The 25,715-nt window shown below is 41.7% G+C and carries 19 protein-coding genes and 1 riboswitch; of the genes, 16 read left to right on the top strand and 3 right to left on the bottom strand.

The genetic code is table 11. From position 1 onward, the window contains the following. Positions 1 to 91: 91 nt before the first annotated feature. The gene (gorA, locus tag ACVPON_RS08985; protein ID WP_462878290.1) at positions 92 to 1,441 is read right to left on the bottom strand and encodes a glutathione-disulfide reductase; all 1,350 of its coding nucleotides are present in this window, start codon (positions 1,439 to 1,441) and stop codon (positions 92 to 94) included. A 235-nt stretch (positions 1,442 to 1,676) separates the two neighbouring features. Between gorA and ACVPON_RS08980 the strand changes: the two genes are divergently transcribed. The 4 genes from ACVPON_RS08980 to ACVPON_RS08965 are packed head-to-tail and all read left to right on the top strand — an operon-like array spanning position 1,677 to position 5,214. Next, positions 1,677 to 2,852, top strand: coding sequence for an efflux RND transporter periplasmic adaptor subunit (locus ACVPON_RS08980; protein WP_462878289.1), 1,176 nt, complete (start codon positions 1,677 to 1,679; stop codon positions 2,850 to 2,852). Then, complete coding sequence (locus tag ACVPON_RS08975) at positions 2,815 to 3,510, top strand: ABC transporter ATP-binding protein (protein ID WP_462878288.1); 696 nt, start codon at positions 2,815 to 2,817, stop codon at positions 3,508 to 3,510. Before ACVPON_RS08980 ends, ACVPON_RS08975 begins: the two co-directional genes overlap by 38 nt. Continuing rightward, on the top strand, positions 3,511 to 4,755 hold the full coding sequence (locus ACVPON_RS08970; RefSeq protein WP_462878287.1) for an ABC transporter permease: 1,245 nt from the start codon (positions 3,511 to 3,513) through the stop codon (positions 4,753 to 4,755). A gap of 30 nt (positions 4,756 to 4,785) precedes the next feature. Next, complete coding sequence (locus ACVPON_RS08965) at positions 4,786 to 5,214, top strand: hypothetical protein (RefSeq protein ID WP_462878286.1); 429 nt, start codon at positions 4,786 to 4,788, stop codon at positions 5,212 to 5,214. A gap of 604 nt (positions 5,215 to 5,818) precedes the next feature. Here the strand turns inward: ACVPON_RS08965 and ACVPON_RS08960 are convergent. Further along, positions 5,819 to 6,190 carry a DUF4430 domain-containing protein gene (locus ACVPON_RS08960; RefSeq protein ID WP_462878285.1) on the bottom strand — a complete coding sequence of 124 codons (372 nt, stop codon included), beginning with the start codon at positions 6,188 to 6,190 and terminating at the stop codon, positions 5,819 to 5,821. Then, a complete protein-coding gene (locus tag ACVPON_RS08955; RefSeq protein ID WP_462878284.1) occupies positions 6,171 to 6,755 on the bottom strand; it encodes a hypothetical protein in 585 nt (194 codons plus the stop codon). Before ACVPON_RS08955 ends, ACVPON_RS08960 begins: the two co-directional genes overlap by 20 nt. 426 nt (positions 6,756 to 7,181) lie before the next feature. Here ACVPON_RS08955 and ACVPON_RS08950 point away from each other — a divergent pair, with 426 nt between their 5' ends. The 12 genes from ACVPON_RS08950 (at position 7,182) to ACVPON_RS08895 (ending at position 25,419) form a co-directional block, all read left to right on the top strand. Then, positions 7,182 to 8,021, top strand: coding sequence for a glycoside hydrolase family 25 protein (locus ACVPON_RS08950; RefSeq protein WP_462878283.1), 840 nt, complete (start codon positions 7,182 to 7,184; stop codon positions 8,019 to 8,021). Between the two features lie 26 nt (positions 8,022 to 8,047). Then, positions 8,048 to 8,143: riboswitch (TPP riboswitch) on the top strand. A gap of 65 nt (positions 8,144 to 8,208) precedes the next feature. After that, positions 8,209 to 8,766: an energy-coupled thiamine transporter ThiT gene (gene thiT / locus ACVPON_RS08945; protein WP_462878282.1), complete on the top strand. Its 558-nt coding sequence runs from the start codon at positions 8,209 to 8,211 to the stop codon at positions 8,764 to 8,766. A gap of 1,077 nt (positions 8,767 to 9,843) precedes the next feature. After that, complete coding sequence (locus ACVPON_RS08940) at positions 9,844 to 10,686, top strand: DUF368 domain-containing protein (protein WP_462878281.1); 843 nt, start codon at positions 9,844 to 9,846, stop codon at positions 10,684 to 10,686. Further along, on the top strand, positions 10,686 to 11,159 hold the full coding sequence (locus ACVPON_RS08935; RefSeq protein WP_462878280.1) for an aminoacyl-tRNA deacylase: 474 nt from the start codon (positions 10,686 to 10,688) through the stop codon (positions 11,157 to 11,159). The genes ACVPON_RS08940 and ACVPON_RS08935 overlap by 1 nt, the downstream gene beginning before the upstream one ends. A 502-nt stretch (positions 11,160 to 11,661) precedes the next feature. Next, positions 11,662 to 13,152: a lysine--tRNA ligase gene (lysS, locus tag ACVPON_RS08930; protein ID WP_462878279.1), complete on the top strand. Its 1,491-nt coding sequence runs from the start codon at positions 11,662 to 11,664 to the stop codon at positions 13,150 to 13,152. A gap of 1,235 nt (positions 13,153 to 14,387) precedes the next feature. Further along, on the top strand, positions 14,388 to 15,608 hold the full coding sequence (ftsW, locus tag ACVPON_RS08925) for a cell division peptidoglycan polymerase FtsW (RefSeq protein ID WP_462878278.1): 1,221 nt from the start codon (positions 14,388 to 14,390) through the stop codon (positions 15,606 to 15,608). 43 nt (positions 15,609 to 15,651) lie between these two features. Beyond that, positions 15,652 to 18,342 carry a phosphoenolpyruvate carboxylase gene (ppc, locus tag ACVPON_RS08920; RefSeq protein ID WP_462878291.1) on the top strand — a complete coding sequence of 897 codons (2,691 nt, stop codon included), beginning with the start codon at positions 15,652 to 15,654 and terminating at the stop codon, positions 18,340 to 18,342. Positions 18,343 to 18,860: 518 nt separating this feature from the next. Next, the gene (locus ACVPON_RS08915; RefSeq protein ID WP_462878277.1) at positions 18,861 to 19,331 is read left to right on the top strand and encodes an RNA polymerase sigma factor; all 471 of its coding nucleotides are present in this window, start codon (positions 18,861 to 18,863) and stop codon (positions 19,329 to 19,331) included. Further along, on the top strand, positions 19,318 to 20,280 hold the full coding sequence (locus ACVPON_RS08910; RefSeq protein WP_462878276.1) for an anti sigma factor C-terminal domain-containing protein: 963 nt from the start codon (positions 19,318 to 19,320) through the stop codon (positions 20,278 to 20,280). Before ACVPON_RS08915 ends, ACVPON_RS08910 begins: the two co-directional genes overlap by 14 nt. Positions 20,281 to 20,403: 123 nt before the next feature. Beyond that, positions 20,404 to 21,600 carry an elongation factor Tu gene (tuf, locus tag ACVPON_RS08905; RefSeq protein WP_067089207.1) on the top strand — a complete coding sequence of 399 codons (1,197 nt, stop codon included), beginning with the start codon at positions 20,404 to 20,406 and terminating at the stop codon, positions 21,598 to 21,600. A 150-nt stretch (positions 21,601 to 21,750) separates the two neighbouring features. Further along, positions 21,751 to 22,503 (top strand): triose-phosphate isomerase, encoded by a 753-nt coding sequence (tpiA, locus tag ACVPON_RS08900; protein WP_462878275.1) that lies wholly within the window; start codon positions 21,751 to 21,753, stop codon positions 22,501 to 22,503. 102 nt (positions 22,504 to 22,605) lie between these two features. After that, positions 22,606 to 25,419, top strand: a complete 2,814-nt coding sequence (locus ACVPON_RS08895; RefSeq protein ID WP_462878274.1) for a GBS Bsp-like repeat-containing protein — start codon at positions 22,606 to 22,608, stop codon at positions 25,417 to 25,419. Positions 25,420 to 25,715 lie beyond the last annotated feature (296 nt).

Raw genomic sequence — 25,715 nt, 5'->3', positions numbered from 1 at the left:
TTGTGCAAAAAAGAGAGTTTTTCCTAGAGCCAAGGTTCTGCGTCAAAGCTCCTATTTTTGCTTTACTCGTTTCACGCTCTCGTATCTTGTGTTACCGCATGGTGACAAATTCTTCTGCACCTGTTGGATGAATGGCAACGGTCGCATCGAAGTCAGCCTTGGTAGCTCCCATTTTAACGGCTACTGCAAAGCCTTGGAGCATCTCATCAACACCGTGACCAATTCCGTGAAGTCCGACGATTTTTTCATCTAGTCCGGTCGTTACTAGTTTGAACTTGGCAGCTTGTCGGTGGTTGCCAAGAGCAGTGTACATTGAGGTAAAGGCAGAAGTGTAAATCTTGACGTTTTCAGGTCCAAACTCTTTTTCTGCCTCTGCTTGAGTGTAGCCGATTGTACCGATGGTAGGATGTGAAAAAACAACAGTTGGAATGAAGGCGTAGTCCATTTTTGCGTCTGCTTTACCATTAAAGAGGCGTTCAGATAGGATACGACCAGCCTTAATCGCAACAGGAGTTAATTCCTTTTCCCCTGTCACATCGCCTAGAGCATAGATATGGGGAATATTGGTTTCTTGAAATTCATTGACTGCAATATGACCAGATGATGTAAGGTTGATGCCGACTGTCTCTAAGTTTAACTGTTCGACATTAGCCTTGCGTCCAGTAGCCCAAAGGACTTTTTCAGCGATGTACTGGCTACCATCTTCAAAGAAAATAGTTAAACGACCATCTGTATTTTTATCGATTCGCAGAGGGACTTTATGGGTATGGAGGGATAATCCAGTCCGTTCCATTTCAGCGATAAGGGCATCTGTCAGATAGGAATCAAATCGTCGCAAGGGACGATCACGACGGATAAAGAGGTCTGTCTGCACACCGAGTGAATGGAGGACGCCTGCCATTTCAACAGCGATATAGCCAGCTCCGATAACGGCTACAGATTGGGGAAGCTCTTCCCATGAAAAGACATCATCGGAACTACTTGCATATTCTCCTCCTGGAATAGTTGGCTGAACTGGTTTTGCTCCGGTGGTTATGACAATCTTATCTGCATAGATTAGCTCACCATTAACTTCTACAGTATGACGATCAACAAAACGGGCAAAGCCCTTGATTACTTTAACCTTATTTCGCTCAAAGCTTGCCTTATAAGAGTTCCTGGAACGTTCGATATAGGCATCGCGATGCTTCTTTAAGGTTTTAAAATCAAAGGTGATGCGGTCTGCTGAAAAACCATATTCAGGTCCATATTGATGAAAAGCTTCTGCCAGTTGCGCTCCATACCACATAATTTTCTTTGGTACACAGCCAATATTGACACAGGTACCACCGAGGAGCTTGCCTTCAATCACGGCAACTTTAGCCCCATATTCTGCGGCACGATTTATGGAAGCAATCCCTCCAGAACCTCCTCCAATTGCAATCATATCAAATCGTTTCATAAGCTATCCTCTCTACATTTACATTTTCCTCTATTGTAGCGCTTTTTCTGATTTCCTGCAAAAATTGGCTACGTTGGTTCAATCTTACAAAAGTGTAAGAAAAGGATGTACCAGACTAGTAGCGGGAAAGCTAATTTTTTTGTAAAATAGTATCAAAAGTGCTTGCATTTTCAATTGCATTATTGTACTATATGTATAACACAAAACTTGTTTATCATAACAAAGGAGAAAAGATATGTTAAAGACAAAGAAAAGCAAAATCATTTTGTTTTCTAGTTTGGGGCTAGCAGCAGTTGCCCTTGTTGGAGGGGGCCTACTATTTGGTGGTCAGAAAACAGAGACGCCAGTTGTGGATCAAAGCTTGACTTATACGACTATTAAAGAAGGTTCCATTGCTTCTTCAACATTATTATCAGGAACGGTTGCGGCAGCCGATGAACAATACGTTTATTATGATCCTTCAAAAGGCGACTTAAATGCTGTATTGGTTGCCCAAGGTGATCAAGTAGAGGTGGGGTCCCCGCTTGTTCAGTATGATACAGGCGAATTACAGGCTGCTTATGATACGGCTGTGCGGGCTCGAGATAAAGTGGGACGTCAAATCAATGATCTCCGAACAAATGGTCAGACGGTGGATTTGACTGGAGATGCTTCAATTGATAGCAAATCAACTGCTACTGCTCAGCGGACAGTAGATATGCAGATGCAGGATTTGAATGATGCGTATGCTGATGCACAAGCTGCAGTTGATAAGGCACAATCAGCTTTTAATGAGGCGACCGTAACGAGCAATGTTGTCGGAACAGTAGTAGAAGTGAACAAATCTGTTTCAAAGTCAAATACAAGTACTAGTCAGACAATTGTCCATATTGTCAATCAAGGAAGTTTGGAAGTAACAGGTGATCTCTCTGAGTATGATTTGGCAAACATTTCAGTTGATCAGGAAGTGAAGATTACTTCAAAAGTTTATCCTGATAAAGTATGGACTGGAAAAATTTCTTATATCTCAAATTATCCTGGAAGCAACCAAGCTTCAACAGCTCTTTCTGGCTCAGGAGGAAGCACGTCAAGCTCTAAGTATCCCTTCAAAGTAGCGATTACGAGCGAAGTGGGAGAACTTAAACAAGGATTTTCTGTCAATATTGAGGTAATCAATAATAGCAAAAAAATCCTTGTGCCAATTAGTGCAGTTGTCCGAGAAGGAGATAAAAACCTTGTTTGGACAATCGTTGACGGAAAAGCTAAAAAAGTGGAAGTCACTCTCGGTAATTCCGATGCAATGTATCAAGAAGTAACAGGAGGGCTCAAAGTAGACGACCAGGTCATCTCCAATCCAAATGATAGCTTACAAGATGGAAAAGAGGTAGAAGCGAATGAAGAAAAGACTAATCAAGCTGACCAACATCAATAAAAGCTATAAAAATGGAGACCAGGAACTACGTGTTTTAAAAGATATTGACCTAGAAGTAGAAGAAGGGGAATTTCTTGCAATCATGGGACCGTCAGGTTCAGGGAAATCAACGTTGATGAATGTCATTGGGCTTTTGGATCGTCCGACCTCAGGAGAGTACATTTTAGAAGATAAAGAAGTTAGTCAGATTTCAGAAAACAAACTAGCACATGTTCGTAACAAGCAAATTGGTTTTGTCTTCCAGCAGTTCTTTCTTCTTTCTAAATTGAACGCACTACAGAATGTCGAATTACCTTTAATTTATGCAGGAGTTCCTGCTGGTCAGCGCAAGGCTTTGTCTCAACAATTTTTGGAAAAGGTCGACCTAGGGAACCGAATGACCCATTTGCCGTCTGAGTTATCAGGTGGTCAGAAACAACGGGTAGCAATTGCACGTGCCTTGGTCAATAGTCCATCCATTATCTTAGCGGATGAACCAACAGGGGCTCTTGATACCAAGACAGGAGATCAGATCATGGAACTCTTGACAGACTTAAACCGTGAGGGTAAGACTATTATCATGGTCACTCATGAGCCAGAAATTGCTGAACATGCTAAACGTCGCATCGTTCTCCGTGATGGTGTCATTACAGAAGATATTCGCAGGGAGGAGAACTAAATGGAAAATATAAAATTTGCCCTAAAATCTGTCCTTGCCCATAAGATGCGCTCGCTCTTAACCATGCTTGGGATTATCATTGGGATTGCTTCTGTAGTCGTGATTGTGGCCTTGGGAGAGGGATTTAAGAGAAGTTTATCAGAAGCCCTAGCAGGTGACCGTAATAATGTACAACTCTATTTTTCGAATACTATTGGTGAAACAACCCAAGACGGGCTGATGACTCAGTTTTCCGAGTCGCAACTAAGTGATGAACCAGAACCAACCTTGACAGATGGGATTTTGAAGGGCTTACTTGAAGTCGACGGTGTCAGCAATTACTATACAACCAATAGTAACAATGGTGAAATTAGCGTTGGTGCCAAAAAAGTGGACAGTGTCTTTATTACAGGGGTGAGCAAAAACTACTTTGATGTAAAAGATATCTCGCTTATAGCAGGTCGGAAGTTTACAGCAAATGACTATACACAATTTGCTCGTATCATTATGCTAGATGAACAAACAGCTAAAAAATTATTTGGTGATGCAAGCTCTGCCCTCAATCAAACAGTCAGTCTAGCGAATAAGGCTTACTTGGTCGTAGGTGTTTATAAAGAAGAGGGTGAGGGAGGTATCCTTAGCTTTGGTGCTGGTGGTGCTGCCTTGATGACCAATACCCAAGTTGCTGCTGAAAATCCTATCTCTGAAAATGCTCAAGTGTATGTCCATGTGGAAGATGTGTCACGATCTTCAGAGGTGGGAAGAGCAGCCGCAGCCTACTTGACGAAAGCTACCCATCTTAAAGAAGCGAAATATGATATTCAGGATTTCTCTCAATTTTTGGAGACCTTTAATGCTCAGCTATCAGGTATGACCTTATTTATTGGTTCAGTAGCGGGAATTTCCCTCCTTGTTGGTGGTATCGGAGTTATGAATATTATGCTGGTATCTGTTACCGAACGCACTCGTGAGATTGGTCTGCGGAAAGCTCTCGGTGCGACCCGAGGTAATATCCTGCTCCAATTCTTGATTGAAGCGATGGTTTTGACTAGTCTGGGTGGTCTATTGGGGCTTGGAATTGCACAATTAGCTGTTACTGCTATCAATGTGAGCAAGGCACTAGGAGGAGACATTACGGCTGTTATTTCCATTCCAGTTGTGCTTGGTAGTCTTGCCTTCTCAGCAGGTGTTGGTATGCTCTTTGGTGTTTTACCAGCAAACAAAGCATCTAAGCTCAATCCAATTGAAGCCCTTCGCTATGAATAATCTACAATGTCCATCATTTTTAGAGGTGTTATGAAAAGAGTATTGTATTTTTGCTTGTGTCTGTTTGCTTGTCTAGGTTTATTTGCCTGCTCGGTACAAATCGGTGAAAAAGGTGAAAAAATGGACGAGGGCACAGACCAGATGATCCGCGTTTATGATGCGAATGAAAAGAAGATTCTTGAAACCAAGAACAAGGAGATCATTGATACTTTTGGAGAATATGTTGGTTCAACTAGTGATGATGTTGAAGGAGAGACAATCTTTGATGACATGCCTGCTGATGCCAAGGTAGCCTATCATTTTGTACTGACGACAAGGGCAGGACATGAGATCGATCTGTATGTCTACGAAAATTATAATGATCTGCTCTTGGCGAATATTCCCCTTGTTGGGAAATTGAGATTTCCTATTTCAGAAAAAGAGTTGGACTGGCTTCGGAATCCGCAAAGCTGGGAATAATACTCAAGAAAAATCAAAAGTAGACTAGCTTTCACAATTAAGAATGGTGAAAGGTTGGAAATGAGAGTAGCACGGCTCATTTCCTTATAATCGAAGCCGAAGGTAGAACGAGTGTTCACCAAGGCAAGCTGACGAAGGATCCTTTTGATTTTTAAAGAGTATAAGAAGGTAAAAACTATTGGAATAGGACATGCTTTCGTTTATCGCTAAAGCTAGCCCATCAATAGAAAGATGCACCTAAGTTATGGCTCAGGTGCATTCTTTTTTATACTCATTTAGTTTAACTTTTATTACTTCGACGATTGTGGAAACTCCGTTTCTCTATTTCCAACTTCCAATCATCTTCTAGATGATTGGAACTCACTTTGCCGTACTCTACGATTGTTACTGACTATCGTCAGTATGATTTCCAACCTTCAACAGTCATTAGACTGTTGAAGCAGCCTGCAGCTCGTTGCCTAGTACTAAAAGTAAACTAAACAACTATATCTAACTTGTCCAATCCTATTGACATGCTTTCGTTTATCGCTAAAGCTAGCCTATCAATAGAAAGATGCACCTAAGTTATGGCTCAGGTGCATTTTTTTATCTAGCTTGTCCAATCCTATTGAAAGGTTTGAAGGTAGAAGGCAATGGTGTCGCCATCAGAGATGTGCATTTCTTTAGCTCCTTTTGGAGCTAATTCACCATTAACATCATACATCCAGTAAGTATTTTTTTCTGGTGTCTGACTGACATCATCAATAGACGTTACCAGTCCATCTTTTTCTTCAATCTTGTGGTATTCTTCTAAAATATCCATCACAGAGTCCTCTTTTTCAAATGTTACAGTTTCCTCAACAACCTGCTTATCTGAAAATGTGATTTTCAAGGTGGCTGTCTGGGTCTGCTCTGTTGTAGAGGCTGTTTGTGGTTGACAGGCTACTAGGAAGAGACCAGCAATGAGTGATAAAAGGCTAAGCGCTACTTTTTTCATAAGGGTAATATCTCCTAAATATAGAATAAATAATGGGATAAAATAAAACAGTTGAAAGACTGTGTAAGACATCAAATGACAGACCATTTAACCAATAGACAATAGGATTTGTCCCATACTGCCAAGCAATTGGAAGGCTGATGGAGAAACCATAGGAAAATAAGATGATTCCTGCAAGTAGACTTTGCCATTTGAGTGCCAGCTGCCCTTTGCGGATAAAAGGAATCACAAAGGCATACCACAAGAGCATCACAATTGCAAAGCTACTAATCTGCCAAAAAACCACTAGGCTAAATCCAAATAAAAGACTGCTTCCCAGCATGGTTAATGCCATAATCCAGAGGCTATCCTTTAAGGGACAAAAGCAAAGACTGACTAAAAAGATGGCTGAAATCGGCTTGATGTTTGGAAGCGCAGCAAAGGCAAAGCGTAGTGCGATTGATAGGGCTACAAGAATGACAATCTGGCTGATTCGTCTTGTTGACATCATACATATCGATACTTTCTCTTTTATTTCCTCTTCTAGGGTAACGGATTCTCCCTCTGCTGTCAAGATAAATTTCATACTTATACTCTTTAAAAATCAAAGAGCAAACAAAGAAGTTATTCCAGCTTGAGATGATCTCGTTTAATCCCCCACGAACATCAAAAAGACAGCTTATTCACTTATATCTCCTAAATCCTAGATTTAAAGGAAGCGAAGCTTGCTAGCCTTAGCTCCTACCTTTCGGAACCTATATCCACCCTTTAGCACTTTCATCTAAGACCCGCTTTGAAGTTTTCATCGTTCGTTTTTTTCAACATACCGCCGATATCTCCTCAAAAAACAATCTTTTCTATAGAAGCACCTTACTTGTGAATACAGGCCCTTAGTATTCTCAATGGTAAAAGCTCCCCTCTTTTTGTTTTTCTTTGCGTAAGAATGCGATTTTTGCGAACGATTCGCTTATTTTTTTTGATTTTTTTCTCTATTTAAGATAAAATAAGAGCAATGAGAAAGAAAATACACCCGGTCCTTGTTGTCTTATTCTTCCTATTTTTTACAGGTCTTATCCTAACGACAAGAGCAATGAATCATGTGCAAGAACAAGCCAAGCAAGAAGCGACTCAAGAACTTGATGAAAGTACCGCCCCGAGTTACCATGCCAGTGCAGTCCGCATTACGAATGCGCTAGAGATGAAACCAATCATTGATGTATCTGGTTGGCAACGGCCCTCTGATATTGATTACGATACGCTTTCTTCCAACATATCTGGTGCTATTATTCGTGTGCAAAGTGGTTCACATACACGAAAAGATAACAATGCCTCTGATGAAAATGGAATAGACAAGCATTATCAGACCCATATCAAGGAGTTTCAAGCACGCGGGATACCAGTGGCAGTCTATGCCTATGTTACTGGAAATAGTGTGGAGTCCATGAAAAAGGAAGCCAAGTCCTTTTATGAAGCCTCCTACAAATTCAAACCGACCTATTACTGGTTGGATGTTGAAGATAAGACGATGGATGATATGAATGCTGGTGTCGAGGCCTTCCGCCAAGAGTTAGAAGATCTTGGGGTTAAAAATATTGGTATCTACATCGGGACCTACTTCAGAGAAGAACATCAGATATCTGTAGATAAGTTTACGGCTCTTTGGATTCCAACTTACGGAAGTAATTCAGGTTATTACAATGCCGCTCCGAATACCGATTTGGATTATGACCTGCACCAATATACATCAGTAGGCTCCCTCAACGGCTTTGCACATCATTTAGACCTCAATTTGATTACCACTCTCAAAGATCCAAATGAAGTCTATCAAAAGTTGTTTACAAGCCCAGAATAATATGCTATACTGAATATAATTAAATATACATCACAAAGGAGTGCTTCGGCTGAGATCGCATTTGCGAAATCCTCGAACCTGATCTAGTTAAGACTAGCGTAGGGATTGTGTTTGACATGGTACTGGTTGATGACCAGTATTCTCAAAGACTAAGGACTCCTTTTGTGAAGAAAAGGAGTTTTTCTTTATGCCTAAAAGTCTCAATGCCCTTGTTGAAGTGGCACTCTTTGCTGCTCTAGCCATGACCCTGTCCTTTATTCCTGACTTCATGGGTTGGTTTAATCCTTCCTTTGGTGCCATTCCCTTGGTGTTGATTTCCCTACGCAGAGGAGCAAGATATGGCTTATTGGCTGGTTTGATCTGGGGCCTACTCCATTTTGTCCTCTTCAAGATCTACTACCTCTCCGTCTCCCAAGTGCTCCTTGAATATATCCTTGCCTTTATTGCAATGGGGCTTGCAGGCTTCCTAGCACCTCAGTTTCAACAGGCCTTGAGGGCAAAAGAACAAAGTCGAGCCTTAAGACTTGCCTTTCTAGCGGCTAGTTTTGCTGTCTTTGTACGCTATCTCATTCACTATATAGCAGGGATCCTTTTCTGGAGTAGCTATGCTCCTGAGGGGGTATCTGCCTATTGGTATTCTTTTTCTGTAAATGGGATAGCAGGAGGTTTGACCCTCCTTGTTGTCCTCCTTGTTTTTGGGATTGTTTTTTCTACTAGTCCACGGTTTTTCTTGCCCAATAAATAAAGAACTGGAATAATCAGATTTGATAGCTTCAATCATTTGACGCCTATCACTGTTAGGGAACAGACGATTGTGAGCTGATTCGAATAAAAAGAAGCTCTTGTTTTTAATAGGCAATCCTTTAAATGTATAGGATATAGGACTGTTGTGTTAGAAAATAGAGTGGGGACCTTGAGAAAAGACGTGTGATAGAGTATAAGAATCTATGCTCGATGACACGCTCTTTTTGAAATGGAAGGAAAGCCTGTTAAGATAGACAGCCTTCTACATCAACATATGTTACTAGAGATGCAGGTCAGGACAGAAAGTGGAAAACAGTATCTGATGGTATAGTTGCTTTGTTTATGCCAAAAGGTAGTCACAGCTGTCATCGGCGAAAGCCGAAATACCTGCATCTCTTTTATGACTTCGGAAGCTGGGGCAAGACTTCCTACTGGCTGTATTCTACTGGATTACGGGAACACTTTGCTTTCTCCTATGACGACCACTTGCTTTTACCAGTGTTATTTTCCACCGACTAGAAAATAATGGCAGGTATTTTCTTTAAAATATGGTATAATAGAAGCGTTTTGAACGTTTTTTCGTTCGCTACTCATCACGAGCCATTTTTGAATGGTAATAGTCTTTGAAAATCTCTTGAAACTTCGTCAGCGTCGTCGCTACATGGTCACTTGCTTTTGCAAGCTCTATTTTCCACCTGATACAGTCCCATAGGACTACATCAGTAACCTTCGGTTCGCTTTCGTTTGTTTTGTGATTTTCTTTGAGTATAAACCATTTTTGATATTTTTAGGGTATTAAAAATGATCAGCAGTGGTGTGGATGATGGTAGTACAATAGCTTATATACTCACTTAGTTTACCTTTTACTACTTCGACGATTGTGGAAACTCCGTTTCTCTATTTGCAACTTTCAACCATCTGGAAGAGGATTGGAACTCGCTTTGCTGTACTCTACGATTGTTACTGACTATCGTCAGTATGATTTCCAACCTTCAACAGTCATTAGACTGTTGAAGCAGCCTGCAGCTCCTTGTCTAGTACTAAAAGTAAACGAAACAACTATATTATGGAGGAACTTATGGCATCTTGGATTGCAAGAGTAGTAAAAGGAATGATTATTGCCTTAGGCTTTATTTTGCCGGGAGTATCGGGCGGTGTCTTGGCAGCGATTTTAGGAATCTATGAGCGAATGATTCATTTTCTCGCACATATTCGAGAGAATTTTATCGGAAATGTTCTCTTTTTTATTCCAGTGGGAATCGGTGGTATTTTAGGAATCGCTCTTTTTTCTTACCCCGTTGAATATCTTCTAGAACACTATCAGGTGATTGTTCTATGGGGGTTTGCTGGGGCGATTGTTGGAACCATTCCTAGCCTGGTTAAAGAATCCACCCAGCGTAGCAAGCGCGATACGATTGATCTTGCTTGGCTGTGGGGGACCTTTGTGATTTCTGGTCTTGTTCTTTATTTCCTCAATGACCTTGTAGGGACCTTACCTGCTAGCTTTGCGAGCTTCGTCCTAGCAGGAGCTTTGATTGCCTTGGGAATTTTAGTTCCAGGTCTTAGTCCTTCTAATCTCCTCCTTATTTTGGGGATCTATACTCCCATGCTCAACGGTTTTAAATCGCTTGATTTGCTGGGAACCTTTTTGCCTATTGCTATCGGTGGTATCCTTGCGATGTTGGCCTTTTCAAAAGTCATGGATTTTGCCCTTCAGAACTATCATTCTCGTGTCTACCATTTTATCATTGGGATTGTCCTATCCAGTACCCTCTTGATTCTCATTCCGCAAGCAGGAAATGAAGAGTCCATCTCCTACACTGGCCTAGGAAGTGGGACTTGGATTTTTGCACTGTTCCTCTTTGGATTAGGTGTCTGGCTTGGGTTATGGATGAGTAAACTGGAGGAAAAATATAAGTAATGGGCAAGAAGAAAATCAAGAAAACCTTGGTAGATCAAATCTTAGACAAGGCAGGGATTGCCCATGATAGCCTTGAAGTTAATGCTTTTGAAGGGAGACTGCCAGAAGGTGTAGCAGAGCACCAGATTTATAAGACCCTAGCCTTGACCGGAGATAAGACAGGCCCCATCATCGGAATTGTTCCTATTACAGAACACCTGTCAGAAAAAACCTTGGCGCTTGTGTCAGGTAATAAAAAAGTGACGATGATTCCGCAGAAAGAGTTGCAAAAGACAACGGGGTATGTCCATGGAGCAAATAACCCTGTAGGGATTCGTCAGAAACATGCCTTTCCTATCTACATTGATCAGTCTGCCTTGGAATTGGGGGAGATGATTGTCTCTGCTGGGGAGATTGGTCGTTCTATTCGCATCAATAGTCAAGTGTTGGCTGATTTTGTAGGTGCAACATTTGCTGATTTGACTGTCAAATAAGTATAGGAACCGTTCTAAAAATCCTATATTTCAGCATATCTTTATAAGAAAAATTGGCACGACAAACTCATGAAGAAAATTTTGTTTTCAGATAACATTTTTTCATAAAAATGATATTTTTATCATGAAATTTTGTTGTAATGTAGGTGAAAACGAGGATAAATCAATCTAATTATGTAAATGTCGTAAAAATATTTTTGAAAAACTGCATGTAGCTAGAAAACAGTGACATGCAGTTTCTTCATGCATATGGTGTGGAAAAATTGCCTATCTTATACTCTTTAAACATCAAAAGGATACTCGGTCAACTTGCCTTGGTGAAGGCTCGTTCTACCTTTGGCTTCGATTATAAGGAAAGTAGCGGTACTACTCTCATTTCCAACCTTTCACAATTCTGAATTGTGAAAGCTAGTCTACTTTTGATTTTTATGGAGTATTAGCTGATTTTTTTGATGTTTTATGCTAGAATGAATAAGATAGACTTTGGAGGAATAAATCGACTATGTCAAATGAATATTTTGAAGAATTAAATGATCAACAACTGGTTCGCCGTGAGAAAATGCTAGCCCTTAGTGAGAAAGGCATTGACCCATTTGGAAAACGCTTTGATCGCACTACAAATTCAGGAGAATTAAAGGCACAATATGAGGATAAATCCAAGGAAGACTTGGCGGAGTTAGGTGTGACGGCTGTCATCGCAGGTCGAATGATGACCAAGCGTGGCAAAGGAAAGGCAGGCTTTGCCCATCTCCAAGACCGAGAAGGGCAAATTCAAATCTATGTCCGTAAGGATGATGTTGGAGAGGAGAACTATGAACTCTTTAACAAGGCTGACCTTGGAGACTTTATCGGGGTTGAGGGAGATGTGATGCGGACGAATATGGGGGAATTATCGATCCATGCTCGTAAATTGACCCATTTATCGAAAGCTCTTCGTCCTTTACCAGAAAAATTCCACGGTCTTACGGATACCGAAACGATTTATCGGAAACGCTACTTGGATTTGATTTCTAATCGTGACAGCTTTGAGCGCTTTGTCACTCGTAGTAAAATCATTTCAGAAATCCGCCGTTATCTAGACGGACTTGGATTTTTAGAGGTAGAGACGCCTGTCCTCCATAATGAGGCTGGAGGTGCAGCTGCTCGTCCATTTATCACCCACCACAATGCCCAAAACATGGACATGGTCTTGCGCATTGCGACAGAATTGCATTTGAAACGCTTGATTGTTGGTGGCATGGAGAGGGTCTATGAAATCGGTCGAATCTTTCGTAATGAGGGAATGGATGCTACACACAATCCAGAATTTACCTCAATTGAAGTTTACCAAGCCTATGCAGATTATCTAGACATCATGGATTTGACGGAAGGGATTATCCAGCATACTGCAAAAGCCATTGTTGGAGAGGGACCTGTTACCTATCAAGGGACAGAAATCAATATCCACCTCCCTTTCAAACGGATTCACATGGTTGAAGCCATTAAGGAACAAACAGGCATCGACTTCTGGCAAGACATGACCTTTGAAGAAGCAGCAGCTATAGCAAAAAACCATAAAGTAGCTCTCGAAAAACACTATACAGAAGTGGGGCACATTATCAACGCCTTCTTTGAAGAATTTGTTGAGGACACTCTTATTCAACCAACCTTTGTCTATGGTCATCCTGTTGCTGTCTCCCCACTTGCTAAGAAAAATGATGCAGATCCTCGCTTTACAGACCGTTTTGAGCTCTTTATTATGACCAAGGAGTACGGTAATGCCTTCACTGAGTTGAACGATCCGATCGATCAGCTGGAACGCTTTAAAAGCCAAGCCGAGGCAAAAGAATTGGGAGATGATGAAGCGACTGGTGTCGACTATGATTATGTAGAAGCCCTTGAATATGGCATGCCACCAACAGGTGGACTAGGTATTGGTATCGACCGTCTTTGTATGCTTCTGACTGATACAACCACCATTCGAGATGTCCTTCTTTTCCCAACCATGAAATAGCCCTAGATTACCCCCAGTAGTATGTTGAGTTCCTCCTCTTATCAACAAGATAGTGAAGATCACTAGAAATGATAAGGGAGGTCTTTCATACCTATCTGGGTATTTTGTTTTTTGGGGGGACAGTGACTTGTAACATAAAGATACGAGAGCGTATAAAAAGCGAATGAAAAATAGGAGACTGACGCGGTGTTCGATGAACACAAGGAAGTCTCTCTTTTTTCCGAGCTTTTAGCTCGAGTTCAATTAAATCAAGATACAAAAGCCGTAAAGCGAGCAAAGTAAAAATAGGAGGTTGACACAGGGTTCGATGAACCCAAGGAAACCGATCTTTTTTACACAGCTCGTAGGCTGTGTTCAATTAAGATGTGAGGACGTCCAGAGCCAAGTAAAAATAGGAGATTTGCGACGTGTTCGATGAACACGAGGAAATCTCTCCTTACAGGGTTCTCAGCTGTAATCAGCTAAAGCCAAAACAGCTGCCGATCTTTTTTACACAGCTCTTAGTCCGAACTCAGTTACATAAGATGTGAAGCCGTTAAAAAACCGAATGAAAAATAGGAAATCGAAGCAGGTTGCTTGGCAACCAATGAGATTTATCTTTTTTCCGAGGTTTTAGGCTGAACTCAGTTACATTAAGATACGAGAGCGTGAAACGAGTAAAGCGAAAATAGGCGGCCGAGCAGAAGTTGCTTGCAACTTTGTTGCGAGACCCTTGCGAAGATAGCTAGGCTAGTCACCAATGAAATGCAGGGAATAGCCAGCTAGCTACCGCTAATACACTGTATTTCGATCCATTTCTGTTATAGTCTTTTTCGCACAGAGTTTAGGGCGTGTTCAATTAAGATACGAGAGCTTTTGACACGAGTATCACTCGTTTTATTTCCAATCTTCACCAGTCTGATGGAGACTGGTGAAGTAACTCCTGAGATTTATCTTCTAAATTAAAAGATAATCAGATATAAAAGAAAGCACTATATCAGTACATTCTGAGACCTTGGGTTCAAAAACGAGGGCTGAAAGCCCGGAGGAAATTGCTTAGTCCTACTGGTTAAGGGCGCTATCAACAATACTAAATGTAGAGGATACTGCTTCACGATCAGGGGATAGAAGACCTTGCTATTGAGGGAGTCTCACTTGCGGAAACGCTTTCCTCTAAAATTGTCAGATTTTTCCGTATTTACTAGGGAAATATGGTATAATGAGAGCAATACTCTAGAAAATGCTGAGGAGAATAGATGAAAATTGATAAACAGCATTTGCTGAACTATTCTATTTTAATTCCGTATTTAATCTTGTCCGTTGTCGGTTTGATTATGATTTATTCAACGACCAGTGCCTTGCAGGTTCAAAATGCCGGCAATCCCCTGAAACTGTTGATTAGTCAAGCAGGCTATTGGGTCATTAGTCTGGTAGCCATCTATATCATTTATCGCATGAAACTGAGCTTTTTACGTAGGCCGGGCCTCATTTCGTTGGTATTATTGGTCGATGGTTTTTTACTTCTTATTTCCCATTTTTTTGATCCTGTTAATGGAGCTCACGGCTGGATTCGGTTTGGACCGAATGGCATCATCGGTCTGCAACCAGCTGAATACTTGAAATTACTCATCGTCTGGTATCTGGCTCATCAGTTTGCCAAGGTTCAAGGGGAGATAGGGAAGTATGATTATCAAGCCTTGACCAAGGGACGCTGGATTCCTAATAAAATCAATGATTGGCGTGTGGTTAGCCTCCTCTTTCTCGGTTTGGTCGCTTCCCTTCCTGACTTGGGAAATGCGGTCATTGTTGCTTTAATCATCATGATTTTAGTCACGAGTAGTGGCATTGGCTATCGCTGGTTTTCAACGGCCTTGCTAGCGATTGTCTCAGCCTCTGTTTTATTGCTGGGTTCTATCCGCCTGCTGGGGGTTGAGGTTGTGGCTAAGATTCCTGTCTTTGGCTATATTGCTAGACGTTTTGCTGCCTATTTCAATCCCTTTGAAAATGCGACAGAATCAGGTTTACAACTGACCAACTCCTACTATGCTATGAGTAATGGTGGATGGTTCGGGAGAGGTCTGGGGAACTCGATTGAAAAAAATGGCTATTTACCAGAGGCACATACCGATTTTGCCTTTTCGATTGTCATTGAGGAATTGGGATTCTTGGGTGCTAGTTTGATTTTGGCTCTCCTATTCTTTTTGATTTTACGAATTTTAGTAGTTGGGATTCGGGCTAGGAATGCCTTTAATGCGATGATGGCGTTTGGGGTAGCAGGAATGTTGCTTGTTCAGACCTTTGTCAATATTGGAGGAATTGCAGGCTTGATTCCAGCGACAGGAGTGACCTTTCCCTTTATTTCGCAAGGGGGAAATAGCTTGCTTATCATTTCCATTGGAATTGCCTTTGTGCTGAATATTGATGCCAATGAAAAACGTGACCTGATTCAAGAAGAGATTGAACGGACAATCGTTTAGGAAGATGATGGAAAAAGAGATAGGAGAAAGGAAAGATACGGAGATGCAGAAATTAGAAAACTATAACAATAAGGAAGCCATCAAGGAAGAAGTAGGGATTTTAACGGATATTTTGCAAGATGTAGCGCGGCAGTTGATGGCTGAAGAAACCTTTGATAAGATCATCGAGCTTGGAAAGCTCTCAGGGCAAGATGACTATAGTCGGTTAATGGAAATCATCAGCCAGTTGACCAATGATGAATTGGCAGTTATTTCCCGTTATTTCGCAGTTTTACCGCTCTTGATTAACATTTCAGAAGATGTTGACTTGGCATATGAAATCAACCATCAAAATAATTTGGATCAGGATTATCTGGGAAAAATTTCTACGATAATTGATGTGGTGGCAGGGCGTGAAGATGCGACTGAAATCTTGGAAAATCTTAATGTAGTGCCTGTCTTAACAGCCCATCCAACCCAGGTGCAGCGCCAGTCTATGCTTGACTTGACCAAGCATATCCATGAATTGCTCCGCCGCTATCGGGATGTCAAGCTAGGGCTGATGAACCGAAACAAATGGCTAGATGAGTTGCGATGCTATGTGGAAATTATCATGCAAACCGAGATGATCCGTGAGAAAAAACTCAAGGTGACCAATGAAATCACAAATGTCATGGATTACTACAATAGTTCCTTTATTAAGGCTGTAACGAAATTGCAACGTGAGTATAAGAAACTTGCAGCTGAGAGAGGGATTGAGCTGGTCAATCCACGTCCGATTACTATGGGGATGTGGATCGGGGGAGACCGGGATGGAAATCCCTTTGTGACAGCTGAAACCTTGAAATTATCAGCTTTCACCCAGTGCGAAGTGATTATGGACTATTATCATGAGCAACTGGAGAAACTCTATCGCAACTTTTCTCTATCTACCAAGATTGCAACGGTTAGCCCTGCTGTGCAGGCATTGGCTGATTTATCAACGGATATCTCGGAGTATCGGGAGCATGAGCCTTATCGGAGGGCCTTTCATTATATCCAAATGAAGCTAGGACGGACCCGTGATTATCTGATTCATAATCAAATCAGTGAAGATTTTTATGCCAATGTCCGTGAGTTTAAGGCGGATATAATAGCGATTAAAGAGTCCCTAGAAGAACATAAAGGCGCCAATCTCTTAAAAGGCGATTTGACGGAGTTATTGGAAGCTATTGAAGCCTTTGGTTTTTATTTAGCGAGTATTGATATGCGCCAAGATTCGAGTATTCATGAGGCAAGTGTGGCTGAATTACTGGCTTCTGCGAAAATTGTGGCTGACTATAGTAGCTTATCAGAAGAAGAAAAATGTCAGGTCTTGCTTCAGGAATTGGTCGAGGATCCCCGTATTTTATCTGCGACCCATATGCCGAAATCAGAGCAGTTAGAAAAGGAACTGGCGATTTTTGCAGCAGCGCGTGAATTGAAAGACAAGCTAGGTGAGGAAGTCATCAAGCAACACATCATTTCTCATTCAGAAGCAGTATCGGACCTTCTGGAATTGGCCTTGTTATTAAAAGAGGTTGGCTTGGTAGACGCTGAGCGTGCGCGCGTGCAGATTGTACCACTTTTTGAAACGATTGAAGATTTGGACAATGCACCTGCTACCATGCGTCAGTACTTGCAATTAGATCTTGCTAAGTCTTGGATTGCAGGCAATCATCACTACCAAGAAATCATGCTAGGTTACTCAGATTCTAATAAGGACGGGGGATATTTATCATCTGGTTGGACCCTCTATAAGGCGCAGAATGAATTGACCCAAATCGGTCAAGAATACGGAGTAAAAATCACATTTTTCCACGGTCGTGGTGGAACGGTTGGTCGTGGTGGTGGACCCTCTTATGATGCAATTACTTCTCAGCCATTTGGATCCATCAACGACCGTATTCGTTTGACGGAACAGGGAGAAGTAATTTGGAATAAATATGGGAATAAGGACGCAGCCTACTATAATCTGGAAATGTTGGTATCTGCGACCTTGAATCGAATGGTGACCCAGATGATTACAGATGTTGATGAAATTGATGGCTACCGTGAGGTGATGAATGCTATTGTCGAAGATAGCTACCATATCTATCGGGACTTGGTCTTTGGTAACCCCCATTTCTACGACTATTTCTTTGCAGCAAGTCCAATTCGTGAGGTCTCTAGTCTCAATATTGGTTCACGTCCAGCGGCCCGCAAGACCATCACCGAAATCGGTGGTCTGCGTGCCATTCCGTGGGTTTTTTCGTGGTCACAAAATCGGGTCATGCTACCGGGCTGGTATGGGGTAGGTTCTAGCTTTAAACGTTTTATCGATAAGGATCCAAAGAATCTGACGAAGCTGCAAACAATGTATGAGAACTGGCCATTTTTCCGCTCCCTCTTATCAAATGTAGACATGGTTTTATCCAAGTCCAACATGAACATCGCCTTTGAGTATGCTAAAATGTGTGAAGATGAGGAAGTTCGTTCAGTCTTTTATACTATTTTAGATGAGTGGCAACTGACGAAGAATATCATTCTTGAAATTGAACAAAATGACGAATTGCTAGCTGAGTTACCGTTTTTGAAAGCCAGTCTTGCCTATCGGATGCCTTATTTCAATGTTTTGAATTATATCCAAATTGAATTGATCAACCGCCTCCGGCGCGGAGAACTAAGTACAGATCAAGAAAGTCTTATCCACATCACTATAAATGGGGTCGCAACTGGCCTACGTAACTCGGGTTAAACAAGATACGAGAGCGTGAAACGAGTAAAGCAAAAATAGGAGCTTTAACGCAGAACCTTGGCTCTAGGAAAAACTCTCTTTTTTACACAGCTCTTAGTCCGAACTCAATTAAATCCAAGATACAAAGCCCGTGAAAAACTCAAAGCGAAAATAGGCGGCCGAGCAGAAGTTGCTTGCAACTTTGTTGCGAGACCCCTGCGAAGATAGCTAGGCTAGTCACCAATGAAATGCAGGGAATAGCCAGCTAGCTACCGCTAATACACTGTATTTCGATCCATTTCTGTTATAGTCTTTTTCGCACAGAGTTTAGGGCGTGTTCAATGAAGCAAGATCCCCCTTAGAAAGAGTGTAAGGATATTGAAGAAGTCTTTAGAGGGATAAAACGATAGTTGTTCTGGAGTGTTCTGTCAGAAATAGGATGAAATAAGACTAGACCTGTAACTTTTACAGGTCTCGTTTCGTTTTATTAGCGAAGAAGGGAGGAGGGTATCATCAAACTAGATGGTTATGAAAAAGTCTTGATTGGCTTTGCCAAGGATGTTATTTCTTACTTGATGAAATCAGGTGTATCCAAAGAACAGGCAGAAGATGTGGTCCAGGATATTTTTGTCAAGATGTTGGAGATGCCGGTCACGATTCCAGGTGAAAAAATCCGAGCTTTTATGTATCGTGCTGCCATTCGTCGCTATATTGACAAGTACAGGAGAGATAGGCGCTATAAGGAAATTTTACGGCAAGAATTTTTCAAGACTTCGGAATACTCCCGCTTTGAGGCTGATGACTATGACTTCTTACTAGAAGAAGTAGAGCGACTCCCTAGAGAGGATGCCCTCCTGCTAGACCTCTTTTATTTTCAGGGGTTTTCGGTTCGTGAAATAGCCCAGCTTCTCTCTTACTCTGTCAGTAAAGTCAAGGTTCGTCTACATCGCAGTCGTCAGAAATTAAAAGATTCCCTCAAACAGAAAGGATATGATCATGGAAACATTTGAAGTATTAGCAGAGAAAAAGAGGAGAGAATGGAAGAAAAAAACGATTTTCATCAGCTTTTGTTCCATTTTACTGGCTGGCGGAATTATTTTTCTCATCTGGCTAGGTTTATTATTTCTATCTACCAAGCAGTATCATCAGTTGGATGATTATTACTACCGCAGGACCAGTATTGCCTTTCCGAATATGCAGCGAGACAATGTTCGAGCACTGGACAGTCCTTATCTGGGTGGACGTTATGAGGCGAATCTGACAAAGGATATAGATGGGGTTTCTGTCAAGTATGAAGAGATTGAAGCAGGTTTTTCGGTTATGACATGGGCTCCGGATGTTCTAGCTGCTGTTGTACTTCCAGCCTCAACAGAGCAGGATAGTACAACAATGGCCTACAGTTATAAATGCCATCAAAAGGCTGCCTTATTCTTTAATCCCAAGGCTAGTTATAGCCCAGAAGCGATTATTAGAAAACCTGCTCAGGAACTATCTTATTTAGCTCAAATGAAGGGAGAATTGGTAGAGGTGGCAATTAGTTTTGACAAGCAATATACTTTGGCAGAACTAGAAGAAAAATTGCCGAAAAATCTAAAGGTAAACTGGTATTGGATTGGGAGTACCGGTAGTGTCGACAGTGCACATCTTCCCCTCAGCCATCTATTTGGCTGGACGCCAAGAAACCAATGGGTTGATTCGTCCTATCAGGAATTTTATGAATTGCTAGAAGCATTTAGCCAAAGTAAGGAGTTTGGAGAGTTAGGGCAAGAGGACTTGGTAGCAGACGTGAAAGCGCACCTTGCTTCAGAGGGAGAAGTAGGAAAGGCACGTTTTGGAGGGGTCATTCTTACTGGTGAAGCAGAGAATTTTGCACAACTTGAAAATCAGGACTGGATTTTTGCTTCTAGCATTGGCGCAGCTATTCCCAATCAACCCTATTATCAACTCGATGTGCGATAAATCAGAAAAAAGATAGAAAATACTTGCTTTTCTGCTACAATTTGATAGAATAGTAAGGTAAAGTTAGACTGTATTGCCTACTGTCTATCTATAAAATATATTTTATTGGAGGCTTTTACCAAAATGGCAAAAGAAAAATACGATCGTAGTAAACCACACGTTAACATTGGTACAATTGGACACGTTGACCACGGTAAAACTACTTTGACTGCAGCTATCACAACTGTATTGGCACGTCGCTTGCCTTCATCAGTTAACCAACCAAAAGATTATGCTTCTATCGATGCTGCTCCAGAAGAGCGCGAGCGTGGAATCACTATCAATACTGCACACGTTGAGTACGAAACTGAAAAACGTCACTATGCGCACATCGACGCTCCAGGACACGCGGACTATGTTAAAAACATGATCACCGGTGCGGCTCAAATGGACGGAGCTATCCTTGTAGTAGCTTCAACTGATGGACCAATGCCACAAACTCGTGAGCATATCCTTCTTTCACGTCAGGTTGGTGTTAAACACTTGATCGTCTTCATGAACAAAGTGGACTTGGTTGACGATGAAGAATTGCTTGAGTTGGTTGAAATGGAAATCCGTGACCTTCTTTCAGAATACGATTTCCCAGGTGACGATCTTCCAGTTATCCAAGGTTCAGCTCTTAAAGCTCTTGAAGGTGACTCAGCATTTGAAGATATCATCATGGACTTGATGAACACTGTTGATGAGTACATTCCAGAACCAGAACGCGATACTGACAAACCATTGCTTCTTCCAGTCGAAGATGTATTCTCAATCACTGGACGTGGTACTGTTGCGTCAGGACGTATCGACCGTGGTACTGTTCGTGTCAATGACGAAATCGAAATCGTTGGTATCAAAGAAGAAACTTCTAAAGCAGTTGTTACTGGTGTTGAAATGTTCCGTAAACAATTGGACGAAGGTCTTGCAGGAGACAATGTTGGGGTTCTTCTTCGTGGTGTACAACGTGATGAAATCGAACGTGGACAAGTTATTGCTAAACCAGGTTCAATCAACCCACACACTAAATTTAAAGGTGAAGTTTACATCCTTACTAAAGAAGAAGGTGGACGTCACACTCCATTCTTCGACAACTACCGTCCACAGTTCTACTTCCGTACAACTGACGTAACAGGTTCAATCAAATTGCCAGCAGGTACTGAAATGGTAATGCCTGGCGATAACGTAACGATTGATGTTGAATTGATCCACCCAATCGCCGTTGAACAAGGTACTACTTTCTCTATCCGTGAAGGTGGACGTACTGTTGGTTCAGGTATGGTTACAGAAATCGAAGCTTAATTCGATTGCGTTCCCAGAAATAACAATTATAAGCAGACATCGAAAACCTTGTATTCACAAGGTTTTCTTTTTTTACCATTCCAGTCTTTATTTCTTGGGTAATTTGTGATAAAATATACACTGAAAATAAAATGAGAAGAGGTATGTGAAATGTCACGTAAACCAATTATCGCAGGTAACTGGAAAATGAATAAAAACCCTCAAGAAGCGCAAGCTTTTGTTGAGGGTCTTGCAGGCAAATTGCCCTCAGCAGATCGTGTTGAAGCAGCGATTGCTGCACCAGCTGTTGATTTGAATGCTCTCCTATGGTTCTCAAAGGATTCAGATCTTAAAGTGGCTGCTCAAAACTGTTACTTTGAAGATGCAGGTGCTTTTACAGGGGAGACAAGCCCGAAAGTCTTGAATGAAATGGGAGTTGACTACGTTGTTATTGGTCACTCAGAACGCCGTGACTATTTCCATGAAACAGACGAAGATATCAATAAAAAAGCACATGCTATTTTTAAAAATGGTATGACTCCAATCATTTGCTGTGGCGAGTCTCTTGAAACCTATGAAGCGGGTCAAGCAGTTGACTTTGTTGGTGCTCAGGTTTCTGCTGCCTTAAAAGGTCTTTCAGCTGAGCAAGTGGCTTCACTTGTCATTGCTTATGAGCCAATTTGGGCAATCGGTACAGGTAAATCTGCTACTCAAGATGATGCACAGAAGATGTGTAAGGCAGTTCGCGATGTGGTTGCAGCAGATTTTGGTCAAGCAGTGGCTGACAAAGTGCGCGTTCAATATGGTGGTTCTGTGAAACCTGAAAACGTAGCAGAGTACATGGCTTGTCCAGATGTGGACGGAGCACTTGTAGGAGGTGCTTCACTAGATCCAGAAAGCTTCCTTGCTTTATTTGCATTTTAAAAGAGCATCACAATCGTTAAAGAGTTGGACTGTGCGTTTTCGTAGAAAGAAGGAGAGCGAACATCCAACTCTTTTTTGATGGTGAGCATAGAGGAGATAAAGATGAAACATAAATCAATACTGATTGCAATGGCTCTTTTTTTGGGATTTGCTATCGTTCCATCCATCACTGCTGAAACCCTCCTTTTAGAACCAGACCAAGAGCGAGTGCTTAGGGTTGGAGAAAGCGAAGGGCAGGTGCAGCTGGAGCGGGTAGGAGAGCAGGTTAAAATTGTAGTAGCGAATCAATCAGTAGCAACTCTTAAGTTAAAGGGCTATGTCTGGAATCAAGGGGAGTCTTCTGAGCAGGCAGAGATGGTTGATTTTATTCTGACCGAAAGAGGAGATTATGAGTCTCTCCTCAGTAGGAAAGTTTCTATTGATGCTAATTCCTTTTCCTATATCGAAATCCGAGCTGAGAAAGAAAATGGTCAGGAAGAGGTGCTAGGGCAGTATTCTTTTGAATGGCCTCACTATCCAAAAGCAGAAGATACAGAAGCAGGTGGGAGTCTTGGTCAGACAGATACCAGCTCAGAAGATTCAGCTCAAGTTCCAAATAAGCCTGAGATGAACCAGCCAGCATTGCCTGAAGAAGCAATAGAGCCTAGGACGTCCGTAGTTCCTAAGAGGGTTCGTAGGGAACTGGGACAAGAGGTAGCTCAAGCAGTAGAAATAAAGCCTAGTGGAAAGATTGAAATCCGGAATATCAATGAAAACGACGGAACCTTTGATGTGGTGATTTCCGATATTCAAGCGCCTAAAGAGATTCAGGGCGTGCGTGTTCCCGTCTGGACTAGTCACAATGGACAAGATGATCTTCGCTGGTATGATGCAAGTCTGCAGGCAGACGGAAGCTACCATGTTCGAGTCGATAATCGCCTTCATAACTATGAGACAGGTAGCTACCATGTCCATTATTATTACCGCTATGAAGATGGTAGCCAAGAGGGAATCGGTACAACTCGTGCTAATCTACCTCTGCCTTCTAAAGCAAGGGGTAAGATTGAAATCCAGCAGATCAATGAAAATACTGGAACTTTTGACGTGGTGATTCGTGATATTCGTGCATCAAAAGCAGTTCAAGGCGTGCGTGTTCCCGTCTGGACTAGTAAAAATGGTCAGGACGATCTGCGGTGGTATGATGCAAATCGACAGGTAGATGGAAGCTACCATGTTCGCATTGATAATCGCTTCCATAACTATGAGACAGGTAGCTACCATGTCCATTACTATTATCGCTATGAAGATGGTAGCCAAGAGGGGATCGGTACAACTCGTGCTAATCTACCTCTCCCTTCTAAAGCAAGCGGTAAGATTGAAATCCAGCAGATCGATGAAAATAAGGGAACTTTCGATGTTGTGATTCGTGATATTCGTGCATCAAAAGCAGTTCAAGGCGTGCGTGTTCCCGTCTGGACTAGTAAAAATGGTCAGGACGATCTGCGGTGGTATGATGCAAATCGACAAGCAGATGGTACTTACCATATTCGCATTGATAATGCTCTCCACAATCATGAGACAGGTAGCTATCATGTGCATTACTATTATCGCTACGAAGATGGTAGCCAAGAAGGGATTGGGACGGCTCAAGCTAATCTCCCTCTTCCTTCTAAACCTAGTGGAATGATTGCAATTTATAATCAACCTAGTACAAATGGTCGCTTTGATGTATTGATTTCCAACATAAAAACTCCCAAAGAGGTTCAAAGTATTTTTATAGCTGTGTGGTCTGCTAAAGGTGGACGGGATGACCTTCGTTGGTATGAAGCTACTAAGACAAGAGATGAAATCTACAGAGTTTCGATTGATCCAGGCGATCATGGTTACGATCAAGGGCTTTACCATGTTCATTGGCATGTCCAGTACACAGATGGAGTAAGAGTAGGTGCTGGGACAACTCGGACAACGGTCAATATAACAGATGTAGTAGCACGGGCAGATATGAAGATTCAAAACGTGAATCATTCAGAAGGGAGTTTTGAGGTTCATATTTCCAATCTTCGTGCCTCTGCTAAGGTGGATGCTGTTTATCTTCCTGTCTGGGCAGAGGTAAATGGTCAGAATGATATTATCTGGTATGAAGCTACTAAGCAAGCAGATGGTTCATACAAGGTGCTTGTTTATGCAGGAAATCATCAGTTTGAATCAGGTACCTATCATGCTCACCTCTACATTAAGAATCAAGGCAAGTATTACGGTGTGGGTGGTGTCATGACCAGCTTGAATGTAAATCGCCGTTCTAATACAGCTTTTATTGATATCAGTAGTCATAATGGCTATTTGAGTGTATCAGATTATCAGCAGTTAAGAAATCAAGGAATTCGCGGTGTGGTCGTTAAGTTAACAGAAGGAACTTCTTACACAAACCCTTATGCATCGTCTCAGATTTCCAATGCACAGCAAGCAGGCTTGAAAGTATCCGCTTATCACTATTCTCATTTTACGAACTCAATAGAAGCTAAAGCGGAGGCAGCCTATTTTGTAGCAGCAGCCAAGAACCTAGGTCTATCAGCCAAAACCGTCATGGTTAATGATATTGAGGAGCAAAAGACTAGGAAGAATATCAATGCTAATATGAAAGAATGGGAAGCAGAGATGCATCGTCTGGGGTATAACAATTTGATTCACTATACAGGTGCTAGTTGGATTGATGTGAATAGTCTAGGAACTGTTGGACCGATTCAGACAGGGCAATTTGGGCTCAAAAATTTCTGGGTAGCCCAGTATCCTTTCCATACGATGACCTTTGAACAAGCGAAAGCCATGGGCTTACATACAGGTGCAGCAGCATGGCAGTATACTTCGTCTGCTCAGTTGTTGCCAGGTCGACATCTTTTTGATGTCAATATCGACTACACTGGTCGTTTTACAAATTAGGGTTTTACCGAATTTGACATCAAGGCTAGAAAAGAAAGAAGACGATGGAGGGAGCGAAATCTCCTCTTAGTCGGAATTGAAACAATATGACCACTCGTCTGTTAGACGGGTGGTCATATTGTTTGCCTTGTGATTGATGTGAACCCAATTAAGTTACGAGGACGTAAAGAAAATAGGGAAATGGAGAAGATGTCATTTGTCATCAAGCTATAGTTGTTTCGTTTACTTTTAGTACTAGGCAAGGAGCTGCAGGCTGCTTCAACAGTCTAATGACTGTTGAAGGTTGGAAATCATAC

This window comes from Streptococcus sp. 1F3, assembly GCF_054968985.1.
This window is presented reverse-complemented; position numbering and strand designations above follow the sequence as displayed.